Source organism: Inquilinus limosus MP06, assembly GCF_000767795.1.
GTDB lineage: Bacteria > Pseudomonadota > Alphaproteobacteria > DSM-16000 > Inquilinaceae > Inquilinus > Inquilinus limosus_E.
Genome location: NZ_JANX01000131.1, coordinates 1 through 12,729, shown reverse-complemented (window position 1 = coordinate 12,729; position 12,729 = coordinate 1). Strand labels below are relative to the sequence as shown.

Annotated in this window: 12 protein-coding genes; 9 read left to right on the top strand and 3 right to left on the bottom strand. The window is 71.3% G+C overall.

Going from position 1 to position 12,729, the window contains the following annotated elements:
- Together P409_RS12850 and P409_RS12845 are read right to left on the bottom strand one after the other, a co-directional pair.
- On the bottom strand, positions 1–737 hold a 737-nt coding region (locus P409_RS12850; protein WP_034836700.1), incomplete at its 3' end, for an ROK family protein.
- The gene (locus P409_RS12845; protein WP_034836698.1) at positions 737–1,783 is read right to left on the bottom strand and encodes an SIS domain-containing protein; all 1,047 of its coding nucleotides are present in this window, start codon (positions 1,781–1,783) and stop codon (positions 737–739) included. The genes P409_RS12845 and P409_RS12850, both read right to left, overlap by 1 nt.
- Positions 1,784–1,877: 94 nt before the next feature.
- Here P409_RS12845 and P409_RS12840 point away from each other — a divergent pair, with 94 nt between their 5' ends.
- The 4 genes from P409_RS12840 to P409_RS40070 all read left to right on the top strand — a co-directional run bounded on the left by P409_RS12840 (position 1,878) and on the right by P409_RS40070 (position 6,310).
- The gene (locus P409_RS12840) at positions 1,878–3,131 is read left to right on the top strand and encodes an ROK family transcriptional regulator (RefSeq protein WP_052120518.1); all 1,254 of its coding nucleotides are present in this window, start codon (positions 1,878–1,880) and stop codon (positions 3,129–3,131) included.
- Positions 3,132–3,245: 114 nt separating this feature from the next.
- Positions 3,246–4,502, top strand: coding sequence for an extracellular solute-binding protein (locus P409_RS12835; RefSeq protein ID WP_034836694.1), 1,257 nt, complete (start codon positions 3,246–3,248; stop codon positions 4,500–4,502).
- A 2-nt stretch (positions 4,503–4,504) separates the two neighbouring features.
- Positions 4,505–5,461 (top strand): carbohydrate ABC transporter permease, encoded by a 957-nt coding sequence (locus tag P409_RS40075; RefSeq protein WP_202964654.1) that lies wholly within the window; start codon positions 4,505–4,507, stop codon positions 5,459–5,461.
- A 9-nt stretch (positions 5,462–5,470) separates the two neighbouring features.
- On the top strand, positions 5,471–6,310 hold the full coding sequence (locus tag P409_RS40070; RefSeq protein WP_202964653.1) for a carbohydrate ABC transporter permease: 840 nt from the start codon (positions 5,471–5,473) through the stop codon (positions 6,308–6,310).
- Between the two features lie 28 nt (positions 6,311–6,338).
- On the opposite strand, the gene P409_RS12820 is transcribed toward P409_RS40070, so the two are convergent.
- Positions 6,339–7,340, bottom strand: coding sequence for a LacI family DNA-binding transcriptional regulator (locus tag P409_RS12820; RefSeq protein ID WP_034836685.1), 1,002 nt, complete (start codon positions 7,338–7,340; stop codon positions 6,339–6,341).
- A 166-nt stretch (positions 7,341–7,506) separates the two neighbouring features.
- On the opposite strand from P409_RS12820, the gene P409_RS12815 reads away from it, so the two are divergent.
- From P409_RS12815 to P409_RS12795, 5 genes are all read left to right on the top strand, one after another.
- Complete coding sequence (locus P409_RS12815; RefSeq protein ID WP_034836683.1) at positions 7,507–9,048, top strand: sodium:solute symporter family protein; 1,542 nt, start codon at positions 7,507–7,509, stop codon at positions 9,046–9,048.
- Entirely contained in the window at positions 9,041–10,336 is a 1,296-nt protein-coding gene (locus P409_RS12810; RefSeq protein WP_202964652.1) for an AGE family epimerase/isomerase, read from the top strand. The genes P409_RS12815 and P409_RS12810 overlap by 8 nt, the downstream gene beginning before the upstream one ends.
- A complete protein-coding gene (locus tag P409_RS12805; RefSeq protein ID WP_081991472.1) occupies positions 10,333–11,097 on the top strand; it encodes a glucosamine-6-phosphate deaminase in 765 nt (254 codons plus the stop codon). The genes P409_RS12810 and P409_RS12805 overlap by 4 nt, the downstream gene beginning before the upstream one ends.
- Positions 11,090–11,860 (top strand): sugar isomerase domain-containing protein, encoded by a 771-nt coding sequence (locus tag P409_RS12800; RefSeq protein ID WP_034836678.1) that lies wholly within the window; start codon positions 11,090–11,092, stop codon positions 11,858–11,860. The genes P409_RS12805 and P409_RS12800 overlap by 8 nt, the downstream gene beginning before the upstream one ends.
- A partial coding sequence (locus P409_RS12795; RefSeq protein WP_034836673.1) for an N-acetylglucosamine-6-phosphate deacetylase occupies positions 11,857–12,729 on the top strand: 873 nt, incomplete at its 3' end. The genes P409_RS12800 and P409_RS12795, both read left to right, overlap by 4 nt.

Here is a 12,729-nt window from a genome sequence, read left to right as displayed (position 1 = left end):
GCGGCCTCGATGTTCAGCATGTTGGCCATGATGCCGATGGCCTGGGCCAGCCAGCGCGCGACCTCGTCGACCACCTGCAGCGCCTCCGTCTCGCCCGCCTTGGCGCGGTCGAAGACATGTTCGGCGCCGCCGGCCTCGAAGCCGGGGCGCAGTTCCGCGTAGCGCGCCACCAGGGCCGAGGCGCTGGCCAGGTTCTCGACCATGCCCGGCACCGGGGTGGCGATATCCTCCCGCGCCGGGTCCAGCGACATGCAGCCGAACTCCGGCGGCAGCCCGGCGGGGCCGTCGACCACTTTGCGGTCGATGACGATGGCGCCCCCGATGCCGGTGCCCAGCGTCATCAGGGCGAAGCGCCGCAGGTCGCGGGCGACGCCGAAGCGCATCTCGCCATGGGTGGCGCACACCCCGTCATTGCCGATCGCGACCGGCAGCCGGAAGCGGCCGCCCAGCACCTGCGACAGCGACCCGTGCATCAGCGCCGGCACCGCCGGGCACTGGCCGACCAGCATGCCGGTATCGGGCAGGGGATAGCCCGGCACGCCGATGCCGATGGCGTCGGCCGCGAGCCCGCCTTGAAGCAGCGCCTCGACCCCCGCCACCGTGGCGGCGGCGAAGTCGTCGAAGCCGGCCTCGCGCCGCACCGGGAAACGGCCGCGGGCGACCTGCCGGCCCTGCGCGTCGACCGCCCCCAGCTTGACCGAGGTGCCGCCGATATCGATCCCGATGGCGACAGGCATCACGCCGCCGCCGGCCGCAGCCGGACATTCAGCTTCTTGCCGATGTCCGGGTAGATCATCGCGTCCGGGTTCACGCCGCGCGCCACGGCCAGGGCGCAGGCCAGCCACTGGAACGGGATCGGCGCCCAGGCCGGCCCCAGCCGCTCGGCGTCGGCATGCGCGGGCCACTCCACCGCCCAGTCGAACCGGGTGGCATGGCCGGACAGGTTGCACACCGCCAGGCGCGGTCCCAGCTCGGTCAGCGCCTCGCCCAGATTGGCGGCGACCTTCGCTTCCGTCTCGCTCTGCGCGATCACGATCACCAGGCTTTGCGCGGTGGTGCCGTAGCAATGGCCGTGCAGCGCCTCCTCGGTGTCGAAGGCGGCGGTCGGCACGCCGCTGATCTCGGCGATCTTCAGCGACGCCTCCAGCGCGGTGCCGACATGGCCGGCCTGGCCGGCGACCAGGATGTAGTCGGGCACGCCGTATCGGGCCAGCAGGCTGTCCGCCGCCAGCCGGGCGCTCTCCACCGTCCGCTCCAGCGCGGCGGCGAGGCTGGTGGTCTCGATCGGGCGGCGACCGAGTTGCGCCGCGACGGCCAGCACGGCCAGGGCGGTGGCGGTGTAGCCCTTGGTCTTCGGCCCCACCGTCTCCGGCCCGATCGGGATCAGCACCACATCGGCGCCCGCCTTGGCGATCGGGCTGTCGCCGTCGGCCGTGATCACCGCGGTCGGGAAGCCGCTGGCCACCGCCAGCCTCACTGACTCGATCGAGGTGATGCTCATGCCCGACTGCGAGGCCGCCAGCACCAGGGTCGGCACCGATCCCGCCCGGGGCGGCCGGCGCAGGAACGCCTCCGGCTCCTTGGCCACGATGGCGGCGCCGGTCGCCGCCTCCAGCGCGTCGGCGCCGGCCAGCAGCGCGTTCATCGACGAGCCGGTGCCCAGCAGCACGATACGCTCCGGCATCCGGGCCAGGGAGGGGAGGCCGGCCAGCACCGGGGCCAGCGTCGCGGGCAGGCCTGCGAAGATCTCCGGCTGCTGTCGGATATAGGTGCCGATCTGCATGGGTGCATCTCCCTCCGCGGCCCTTGGCAAGGCGGCTATTAATTCAACGCTGTTTGATTATAGTGGATCGGATGCACCGTCGAGGGGAAATCGCATGACGCGCCAGACGCACCGCTCCGGCACCTTCCAAGGCGCCAATCTGGAGCATGCCCGGGCGCTCAACCGCCGGGCGGTGTTCGACGCGGTGCGGCGGCACGGGCCGGTGACGCGGGCGGAACTGGCGGGGCTGATCGGCCTGACCGTGCAGGGCGTCTCGAACATCGCGGCGGAGCTGGAGGAGGCCGGGCTGATCCGCCAGGACGGCAAGCGGCTGGGGCAGCGCGGCCAGCCGGCGGCCGAGCTGTCGGTCAACCCGGCCGGCGGCTACACCATCGGTCTCAGCCTGGCCTACCGCCAGGTCACCGGGGTGCTGGCGGACCTCGCCGGGCAAGTCGTGGCCCAGGATTCGCGGCCGCTGTCGGCGCGCGAGCCGGAGGCGGTGGCGGAGATGCTGGCGGCGCAGGCCGGCGACCTGTTGGCCTCCTCCGGCATCGGCCGCGACCAGGTCTGGGGCCTGGGCTGCAGCGTGCCCGGCACGGTCGAGAACGGCACCGCGTGGTACGACAAGGTGCAGGAGGCCGAGGCCTGGGGGAAGTTCCCGCTGGCGACCGAGCTGGGGCGGCTGACCGGGCTGTGGACGCTGGTCGAGAACGACGCCACCGCCGCCGCCATCGGCGAGCGGCTGTACGGCGTCGGCCGCAGCGCCGCCAGCTTCTTCTACCTGCATTTCAACCTCGGCCTCGGCGGCGGCATCGTGGTCGACGGCCAGCCCTATCGCGGCCGGTTCGGCGGCGCCGGCGAGATCGGCCACATGATCGTCAAGCCCGGCGGCCGGCCCTGCAGCTGCGGCAGCCGCGGCTGCCTGGAGCAGTATTTGTCCTACTACGCCGCGGCCGAGTCCGTGTGCGGCCCGGAGCGGACGCCGGACGAGGTGCCGGCCGAGGAGCTGGCGGCGCTGGTCCGCGCCGGCGACCCGCGCCTGCTGGCCTGGCGGCAGGAGGCGGGGCAGTACCTCCGCATCGCCATCCGCAACATCGAGGCGATGTTCGACCCCGACACCATCGTCATCGGCGGCACCATGCCCGCGGAGCTGATGGACGGGCTGATCGAGTCGGCCCAGCCGCTGCTGCCGAGCATGACCCATCGCCATTCCAGCCTGCCGCGGCTGCTGCCGGCCGAGCACGCGGCCGAGCTGCCGGCCATGGGGGCCGCGGCGCTGCCGGTGGCGGTGCTGCTGCAATCGAGCCTGTCGCCGCTGGCGGGGTCGTTCGGCACCGAGCATCCAGCCCTGGCGCTGCTGGTCGGATGAGCCGGTTGACAAGGTTGTCGGTCGGCAGGATTAATAAAACACTGTTTCATTAATCGGGTCGGCGGTGATCGACGGATCAGGCCGCCTGCGGCCCGCGAAAAGGGGAGGTGGCACATGGGATGGATCGGTCGCCGGGCCGGCGCGACGCTGGGCGCCGCGCTGCTGCTGGGCCTGCCGGGCATCGCCCGGGCGGAGACCACGCTGAACGCCCTGTTCATGGCGCAGGCGGGCTACTCGGAATCGGACATTCGCGGGATGACCGACGCCTTCCAGAAGGCGCATCCGGACATCCAGGTGAAGCTGGAATTCGTGCCCTATGAGGCGCTGCACGACAAGATCACCCTCGCCTCCGGCTCCGGCGGCGGCTACGACGTGGTGTTGTTCGACGTGATCTGGCCGGCCGAGTTCGCCGCCAACAACGTCCTGGCCGACGTCACCGGCCGGATCGACACCAAGACCCGCACCGGGGTGCAGGACGGCGCCTGGACCACGGTCGACTACAAGGGCAAGTCCTACGGCATGCCCTGGCTGATGGACAGCAAGCTGTTCTTCTACAACAAGGCGATGCTGGAGAAGGCCGGGATCGCCAAGCCGCCGGCCAGCTGGCCCGAGGTGATCAAGGACGCCGAGATCCTGAAGCAGAAGGGCATCGTCGAATACCCGATCGTGTGGAGCTGGAGCCAGGCCGAGGCGATCATCTGCGACTACGCCGTGCTGATGCAGGCCTTCGGCGGCAGCTTCGTCGACGGCAACGGCAAGCCGACCTTCCAGAGCGGCGGCGGCCTGGACGCGCTGAAGTTCATGGTCGACACGCTGAAGGACGGCACCACCAACCCGCATTCGACCGAGTATCTGGAGGAGGATGTCCGGCGCGTCTTCTCCAGCGGCCAGGCCGCCTTCGCGCTGAACTGGACCTACATGTACGACCAGGCCAACAACAACGCCAAGGAATCGCAGGTCACCGGCCAGGTCGGCGTGATGGCGCCGCCGGGCGTCGAGGGGAAGAGCACGGTCTCGACCGTCAACGGCGCCATGGGCCTGGGCATTCCGTCCGGCAGCAAGAACCAGGACGCCGCCTGGACCTATATCAGCTATCTCGCCTCGCCCGAGGTGGAGGCCAAGTACGCGACCTCCGCCCCGTCGATCTGGAAGTCCTATTATGAGGACCCGGCGGTGAAGAACGGCCCGAACGCGTCGCTGCTGGAGGCGCAGGCCAAGTCCTTCGCCGCGCTGTTCGCGCGGCCCTTCGTGGTCGACTACCAGCAGTTCTCGACCCGGCTGCAGCAGGCCCTGCAGCAGGCGCTGCTGGACCAGGCCTCGGCCGAGGACGCGCTGAAATCGGCCGCCTCCGACCTGGCGTCCGGCGGTTGAGCTTGTCCGGAACCGGAGGCGCCTCGTCCCTGCCGTCGTCCACCCCCGTGCGGGCGGCGGCAGACGCGGGCCTCGGCCGCAAGCGGCGGGCGCTGACGCTCCGCGGCCGGCTGCTGATGATCCTGCCGCTGCTGCTCGTCCTCGCCGCCGTGATCGGCTGGCCGCTGCTCGACACCGTCTGGCTCAGCTTCACCGATGCAAAGCTGGGCGATGCCAGCGGCAATTTCGTCGGCATCGACAACTATCTGCGCGCGCTGCGGGCGCCGGGCTTCCTCAAGGCGCTCGGCGTCACCGCGCTGTTCACGGTGCTGACCGTCAGCATCGAGCTGTTCCTCGGCCTCTGCGTCGGGCTGCTGCTGGACATGGAGCTGAAGGGCCGCGCCTTCTTCCGCTTCCTGCTGATCGTGCCCTGGGCGCTGCCGACCGTGGTCAACGCCATGGCCTGGCGGGTGATCTACAACCCGGATTTCGGCGCGCTCAACGCGCTGCTGCTGCAGCTCGGCATCATCGACAGGTACCAGAGCTGGCTGGGCAGCCCGGCGACGGCGCTGTTCGCCATCGCCGCCGCCGACATCTGGAAGACCTTCTCGCTGGTGGCGCTGATCACGCTCGCCGGGCTGCAGAGCGTGCCGAAGGAACTGCGCGAGGCCGCGACGATCGACGGCGCCGGCTTCTTCGCCCGGTTCCGCGCCGTCACCCTGCCGGTGATCCTGCTGCCGCTGAGCATCGCCGCGGTCCTGCGCATGATCGAGGCGGTGAAGGTGTTCGACATCGTCTGGGTGATGACCCGCGGCGGCCCGCTGGACAGCACCAAGTCGCTCAGCATCCTGATCTATCAGGAGGCGTTCTCGTTCCGCCATGCCGGCTACGGCGCCTCGCTGGCGATGCTGTCGGTGGCGCTCAGCCTGCTGCTGATCGCCGGCTACACCCGCGTCCTGCGCAACCAGCCGAGGGCCTGAGCGATGCGGATGTCCCTGCCTGCCCGCATCGCCGCCTATGGCGCCATGTACCTGGTCGGCTTCGTCGTGCTGGTGCCGGTGGTGTGGCTGCTGGTGATGAGCGTCAGCTCGACCCGCGACCTGACCACCCTGCCGCTGGCCTGGATCCCGAGCGAGCTCGATTTCTCGCGCTATGTCCGGCTGCTCAGCCTGTCGGACAATGGCGACGGGCAGGTCTTCCTGGCGGCGCTGCGCAACACCTGCATGGTGGCGCTGGGCACCACGGTGATCTCCTTCCTGCTGGCGGTGCCGGCGGCCTGGGTGTTCTCTCGCTATCCGCGGCGGCTCGGCTGGCTGCTGTATCTGGTGGTCGCCACCTACATGCTGCCGCCGCTGATGTTCGTGGTGCCGCTGTACCGCATCCTGTCGTCGCTCGACCTGCTGAACTCGCCCTGGGCGCTGATGATCGCGGACTGCACCATCGTGCTGCCCTTCACCACCTGGCTCTTGAAGAGCGGCATCGACAACATCCCGGTGGACCTGGAGGAGGCGGCGCGGATCGACGGCGCGCCGCTGTGGCAGATCCTGCTGCGGGTGACGCTGCCGCTGGCCCGGCCGGTGATCGCCACGACTCTGCTGTTCTCGGCTCTGATCGTGTGGGACGAGTTCCTCTATTCCATGCTGTTCACCAGCGACAGCCGGGCCCAGACCCTGACCGTGGTGATCGCCAACCTGGCCAGCGGCCGCGTCTCCGACTACGGCCTTCTGGCGACGGCCGGGGTGATCGCCGCAGCACCTCCGGTGCTGGTCGGCCTGCTGCTGCAGCGCTCGATCGTCTCCGGCCTGACCAGCGGCAGCGTCAAGGGCTAGCGGGGCCGACGGCTTCGCCCGTCCTCACTCAGGCGGCGGGCGGCACGGCCGTCGTCGCGCGGACGATCAGCTCGGTGTCGAGCCGCTGCGCTGTCCCGGAGGAGGGGCCGGACTCGATCTGCGCCAGCAGCATCTCGATCGCCGTGCGGCCGGCGTCGGTCGACCGGGCGGAGATCGTGGTCAGCGGCGGATAGGTGCGGGCGCCCAGCACGTCGTCGCAGCCGATGACGCTGAACCCGGCCGGCACGTCGATGCCCAGCTCGGCGAGGCCCGCCATCAGCCCCTGCGCCACCAGGTCGTCGAAGGCGATCGCCGCGGTGGTCCGGGCGGACAGCACGGCCGGGGCCGCCGCCATACCGTCCTCATAGGACGGCCGGTCGGCCGCGACCTCGACGGCCTCGACGGCCAGCTCTCCGGCCGTCCGCAGCACTGCTGTCCGCCGCTGCTGGTTGGACCAGGAGAAGGGCGGGCCGCCGACATAGGCGATCCGCCGGTGTCCCAGCTCCTGCAGGTGCCGGACCGCCGCCGCCGTGCCGGGGGCGCTGTCGATCAGCACCCGGTCCAGCCCGTCGATATCGCGGTTGACCAGCACCACCGGCCGGCGGCCGCGCAGCGACCGCACCGCGTCCTCGCCCAGGCGGGACGAGGCCAGGACGAAGCCGTCGACCTGCGCCGCCATCTTGCCGGTCAGCCGCTCCTCCCGGTCCGGGTCTTCGTCCGAATCGCCGAGGAAGACGCACAGGCCGGCGGCATCCGCCCGCGCCTCCGCCGCCCGGATCAGCGGCGGGAAGAAGGGGTTGGCGACGTCCGGCACGATCAGCGCGATGTTGCCGTAGCGGCCGGTCGACAGCGCCCGCGCCACCTGGTTCGGGGCGTAGCCCAGCCGGGCGGCCACTTCCATGATATGGGCCACGGTCTCCGCGCTCAGCATCCCCGGCCGGCTGAAGGCGCGCGACACGGTCGACCGCGCCACGCCGGCGGCGCGGGCCACCTGCTCGATCGTCGGGATGGATTTCGGCGGCTGGTCCATGGCGGCCCGGTGGTTCGGCTGCCCACACTCTTAGCGCGGCGCGGCGGAATGGTACATCACTTCAGAATTCCTCGTGCAACCGGTTGCGGCTTGACATGCAACCGGTTGCACAACACCCTGGCGTCCGAAGGCCCGCAACGACCGGGCCGGCAGCAAGGGGGACTTCATGGGGACGTTCGACTGGGTGGTGCTCTGGGCCTATTTCCTGCTGATGGTCGGCATCGGCGTCTGGGCCCGCAGCCAGATCAAGACGGCGGCGGACTTCTTCACCGCCGGCGGCCGGATGCCGTGGTGGCTGTCCGGCGTGTCGCACCACATGTCCGGCTACAGCGCCGCGGTCTTCGTCGGCTACGCCGCGATCGCCTACACCGCCGGCTTCACGCTCTATGTCTGGTGGGCGATCGGCATCGCCTTCGCCATGGTGGTCGGGTCGGTGCTGTTCGCGCCGCGCTGGTCGCGCCTCAGGCAGCGCCTGGCGATCATCTCGCCGCTGGAATACCTGTCGACCCGCTACAACGTCCCGACCCAGCAGGTGCTGGCGTGGAGCGGCGGGGCGCTGAAGGTGTTCGATGTCGGCGCGAAATGGACTGCCACCGCCCTGCTGCTGAAGGTCTTCGCCGACGTGCCGCTGGTGTGGGGCGTGCTGCTGACCGGCGGCGTCACCCTGATCTATTCCACCATCGGCGGCTTGTGGGCCGACGCGCTGACCGATTTCAGCCAGTTCGTCATCCAGCTGCTGGCCGGCATCGTGCTGTTCATCGCCGTGCTGGCCAAGCTGGGCGGCGTCTCGGCCCTCTGGACCATCTGGGACCAGCTGCCGCCGGGCCATTCCTCGCCCTTCAACGGCCAGTACACCATCGTCTTCGTGCTGGTGTACCTGCTGATCAACACGCTGTCCTACAATGGCGGCACCTGGAACCTGGCGCAGCGCTTCATCGCCGCGCCGACGGGCGGCGAGGCGCGCAAGGCGGCGCTCCTGTCCGCCGCCCTCTATCTGGTCTGGCCGCTGATCCTGTTCTTCCCGATGTGGGCGGCGCCGATCCTGCTGCCGAACCTGGACCAGCCGCAGCAATCCTACGCGCTGCTGACCCAGAGCCTGCTGCCCACCGGCCTGATCGGGCTGGTGCTGGCCGGGATGTTCGCGCACACCATGGCCATGACCTCGTCGGACGCCAACGCCGTCTCCGCCGTCGTCACCCGCGACATCCTGCCGGTGATCTGGAAGGGCGCCAAGATGATGTCCGGCCAGACCGAGTTGTTCGTCGGCCGGCTCAGCACCTTCCTGTTCATCGCCCTGTCGATGGGCATCGCGCTGACCGCCGACAGCTTCGGCGGCGTGCTGGGGCTGATCATCCTGTGGTTCGGCGCGCTGGTCGGGCCGATCGCGATCCCGATGCTGTTCGGGATGCTGCCGGCCTTCCGCCGCTGCGGCCCGACCGCGGCCTTGGCCTCCTGGGCGACCGGCCTGGTCGTCTTCGTCCTGGTGAAATACGTCTTCGTCGACCAGATCAAGGCGCTGAACCCGGATTGGGTCACCTCGATCACCGTCGCCGGGCCGGTGCTGTGCTCGCTGGCCGTGTTCACTCTGATCGGGCTGGTGGCGCCGTGGCGGAACGCCGAGGCCGACGCGCTGATCGACGCGCTGGAGAGCGACGAGACGGCGGTGGCCGGCATCCCCGTCCGCGGCGAGAGCGCCAGCCGTGCCTGAGGCCGTCTCGATTGCGGACCCGGCGGCGCTGCGCCGGGCCACCGCCCGCCACCTGACGGACGACGTCCTGGCCTGGTGGCTGGCCACCAGCCCGGACGACCGGCATGGCGGCGTGTTCACCTGCTGGTCGAATGATGGCGGCCGGCTGCTGTCGCGCGACAAATACACCTGGTCGCAGGGGCGGTGGGTCTGGCTGATGGCGCGGCTGGCCCGTGCCGGGCGGCTCGGCCTGGTCGAGATCGACCGGGCCGCCTGCCTCCACCGGGCGCGCCGCACCGCCGTGCTGCTGCGCGACCACGCGCTGCTGGCGGACGGCAGCACGGCCTATCTGCTGGCGGAGGACGGCACGCCGAAGCCGCCGGGGCCGGGGCAGGACCTGCACGCCAGCGTCTTCGCCGACCTGTTCGTCGCCCTCGGCTCCGCCGCCCTGGCGGCGGAGAGCGGGGAGGGGGAATGGGGCGCCCTGGCGGAACGGCTGCTGGCGAGCGCCGCCGGCCGCATCGCCGCCGGCACCGCGCGCACCGAGCCTTATCCGATCCGGGCCGGCTTCCGCGGCTTCTCGCTGCCGATGATCCTGATCGGCGTCGGGGCGGAGGTGCTGGACGCGACCGGCTCGGCCGTGGCCGCCGAGACAGTGCTGGGCGCGGTGCAGAAGATCGAGACGATGTTCCTGGCCGGCGACGACATCGCCGAGATGGCGCCTGCGGCGGCGAGTGACGCCGACACGCTGCTAGCCCGCCACCGCACCCCGGGCCATGTGCTGGAGGCCTGCTGGTTCCTGTGGCAGGCCGGGCAGTCCTTGCGGCACCGCGGCATCGCGGCGGAGTCCCCGCTGTTTGAGGCCGACACTCTCGCGGACATTGCGATCCGGGCCGCGACGCTGGGCTGGGACGCGGAGCAGGGCGGGTTGCTGCGCTATGCCGACCGCGACGGTGGCGCGCCGCGCGGGCGGCGGACGGGCGACCGGTATGAGGAGCTTGTTGCCGACACCTGGGACACCAAGCTGTGGTGGCCGCATGCCGAGGCGCTGTACACGCTCGGGCTGCTGTATCTCGAGACCGGGCGGGACGATCTCGCCGCCTGGCACGACCGGCTGGCGGCGTACACCTGGCGCGTCTTTCCCGCCGGGCCGGGCCGCGAATGGGTGCAGATCCGCAACCGCGCCGGGGCGCCGCTCGACAAGACCGTGGCGCTGCCCGTGAAAGACCCGTTCCATATCGCCCGGGCCCTGCTGCTGATGATCGAAAGGCTGGCGGAGGTGCCGCCGACCGAACGGAGTTTCGCATGACGCTGTCCGCAATCGCCCCGGTGGGCGGCATCGACGTCCAGGTCCATCCCGGCCGCGCCGCGATGGGTCGCGCCGCCGCGGCCGCAGTGGCCGAGGATCTGCGCCGCCGCCTGGCCGGTCAGGGCCGGGTCCGCATGATCTTCGCCGCGGCGCCCAGCCAGGCCGAGATGCTGGACGCGCTGGTGGCCGAACCCGGCATCGACTGGAGCCGCGTCATCGCCTTCCACATGGACGAGTATATCGGCCTGGTGTCGGACGCGCCGGCCCGCTTCGCCCTGTGGCTGCGTCGCCACCTGTTCGACCGGCTGCCCTTCGGCGCCGTCCACCTGATCGATCCCGGCAGCGACCCGGTTGCCGCCGCCGCGGATTATGCCCGCCTGCTGGCGGAGGCCCCGATCGACATCGTCTGCCTCGGCATCGGCGTGAACGGCCACCTCGCCTTCAACGACCCACCGGTGGCCGACCTGGCCGACCCGCTGGACGTGAAGGTCGTGGAGCTCGACGCCGTCTGCCGCCAGCAGCAGGTCGATGATGGCTGCTTTCCGGGCTTCGACGACGTGCCGACGCATGCCCTCACCCTGACGGTGCCGCGACTGCTGCGCGCCGACCGCCTCGTCTGCGTGGTGCCGGGGGCGGCCAAGCGCGAGGCGGTGCGCCGGGCCCTGCATGACCCGATCGGCGCCGCCTGCCCGGCGACGGCGCTGCGCCGCCACCCCGCCGTGACCCTGTTCCTGGACCCGGAGTCGGATCCCCATGGCTGACATCGATGCCGACGCCCTCTGCGCCGCCTATCTCGACCGCACGCAGGAGCTGATGCGCGCGATCCTGGAGGCGGAACGCGACAGCCTGGACCGCGCCGCCGCCCGCCTGGCCGACCAGATCGCGGCCGACCGGCTGGTCCATGTCTTCGGTCCCGGCGGCCATTCCAACCTGGCGGCGCAGGAGATCTTCTTCCGCGCCGGCGGGCTGATGCATGTCTCGGCCATCCTCGACGAGGGCACGTTGCTGTCGAACGGCGCCCTGCGGTCGATGGCGATCGAGCGGACGCCGGGCTACGGAAGGGTGGTGATCGCCGACCGCGGCCTGGGGCCGGACGACCTGCTGATCCTGGTCAACGCCTACGGCATCAACGCCGCGCTGATCGATGCGGCGATAGAGGCGAGGCGCCGCGGGACCTTCGTCATCGGCATCAGCTCGCGCGGCCACGCCGACCAGACCGCGCCGGACCATCCGGCCCGCCACCCGACCAGGCAGAACCTGCACGACCTGGCCGACATCGCCATCGACACCAAGGTGCCGGTCGGCGATGCCGTCGTGCGGATCCCGGGGGTGGGTGAGCCGGTGGCCGCCATCTCCACCTTCGCCAACGCCTTCGCGCTGAACTGCCTGGTCATCCGCACCATCGCCAAATTGGCCGAACGCGGCATCGAGCCGCCGGTCTGGCGCAGCGGCAACGCGCCCGGCGGCGACGAGGCCAATGGCCGCTTCATTGGCCGGTTCCGCGGCCGGGTGCGGTCGCTGTGATCACCGGCCGAGACCCGGCCACCGGCCGCAGCCTGGCGGTTACGATCAAGGACGGCCGCATCGCCGCGATCGAGGACGGCCCGGCGGGCGAGACGGCTTGGCTGTCGGCCGGGCTGGTCGACCTGCAGGTCAACGGCTTCGCGGGCCACGATCTGAACGGCGGCGGCCTGGTGCCGGAGACGGTGGCGCGGCTGTCGGCGGCGCTGCGGCGGGACGGTGTCACCACCTTCCTGCCGACGCTGATCACCGCGCCCGAAGCCTCGATCACCGCGGCGCTGGCCGCGATCGCGGAAGCACGCGCGGCCGATCCGCTGATCGCGCACATGATCCCGGCGGTGCATGTCGAAGGCCCGCACATCTCGCCGGAGGACGGGCCGCGCGGGGCGCATCCGCGCGACCAGGTGCGGCCGCCGGACCTCGCCGAATTCGACCGCTGGCAGGCGGCCTGCGGCGGCCTCGTCGGCCTGGTCACGCTGTCGCCGCACCATGATGGCGCGCCGGACTATATCCGCGGCCTCACGGCGCGCGGCGTTCTTGTCGCGATCGGCCACACCGACGCCTCGCCGGCGCAGATCGCGGCGGCGGTGGAGGCCGGGGCGGCGCTGTCCACTCATCTCGGCAACGGCATCGCCGCGACGCTGCCGCGCCATCCGAACCCGATCTGGTCGCAGCTGGCCGAGGACCGCCTGACCGCCAGCTTCATCGCCGACGGCCACCACCTGCCGGCCGATGTGCTGAAGGCCATGCTGCGGGCCAAGGGGCTGGAGCGCGCGGTGCTGGTCTCCGACGCCGCGGCGCTGGGCGGGCTGGCGCCGGGTCTCTATGATCAGCCGGTCGGCGGGCGGGTCGAGCTGACGGCCGATGGCCGG

Bases quoted from the DNA above. Each gene is read 5' to 3' on its own strand.
- P409_RS12845 (WP_034836698.1), bottom strand. From the start codon at position 1,783: ATGCAGATCGGCACCTATATCCGACAGCAGCCGGAGATCTTCGCAGGC.
- P409_RS12840 (WP_052120518.1), top strand. From the start codon at position 1,878: ATGACGCGCCAGACGCACCGCTCCGGCACCTTCCAAGGCGCCAATCTG.
- P409_RS12835 (WP_034836694.1), top strand. From the start codon at position 3,246: ATGGGATGGATCGGTCGCCGGGCCGGCGCGACGCTGGGCGCCGCGCTG.
- P409_RS40070 (WP_202964653.1), top strand. From the start codon at position 5,471: ATGTCCCTGCCTGCCCGCATCGCCGCCTATGGCGCCATGTACCTGGTC.
- P409_RS12820 (WP_034836685.1), bottom strand. From the start codon at position 7,340: ATGGACCAGCCGCCGAAATCCATCCCGACGATCGAGCAGGTGGCCCGC.
- P409_RS12815 (WP_034836683.1), top strand. From the start codon at position 7,507: ATGGGGACGTTCGACTGGGTGGTGCTCTGGGCCTATTTCCTGCTGATG.
- P409_RS12805 (WP_081991472.1), top strand. From the start codon at position 10,333: ATGACGCTGTCCGCAATCGCCCCGGTGGGCGGCATCGACGTCCAGGTC.
- P409_RS12800 (WP_034836678.1), top strand. From the start codon at position 11,090: ATGGCTGACATCGATGCCGACGCCCTCTGCGCCGCCTATCTCGACCGC.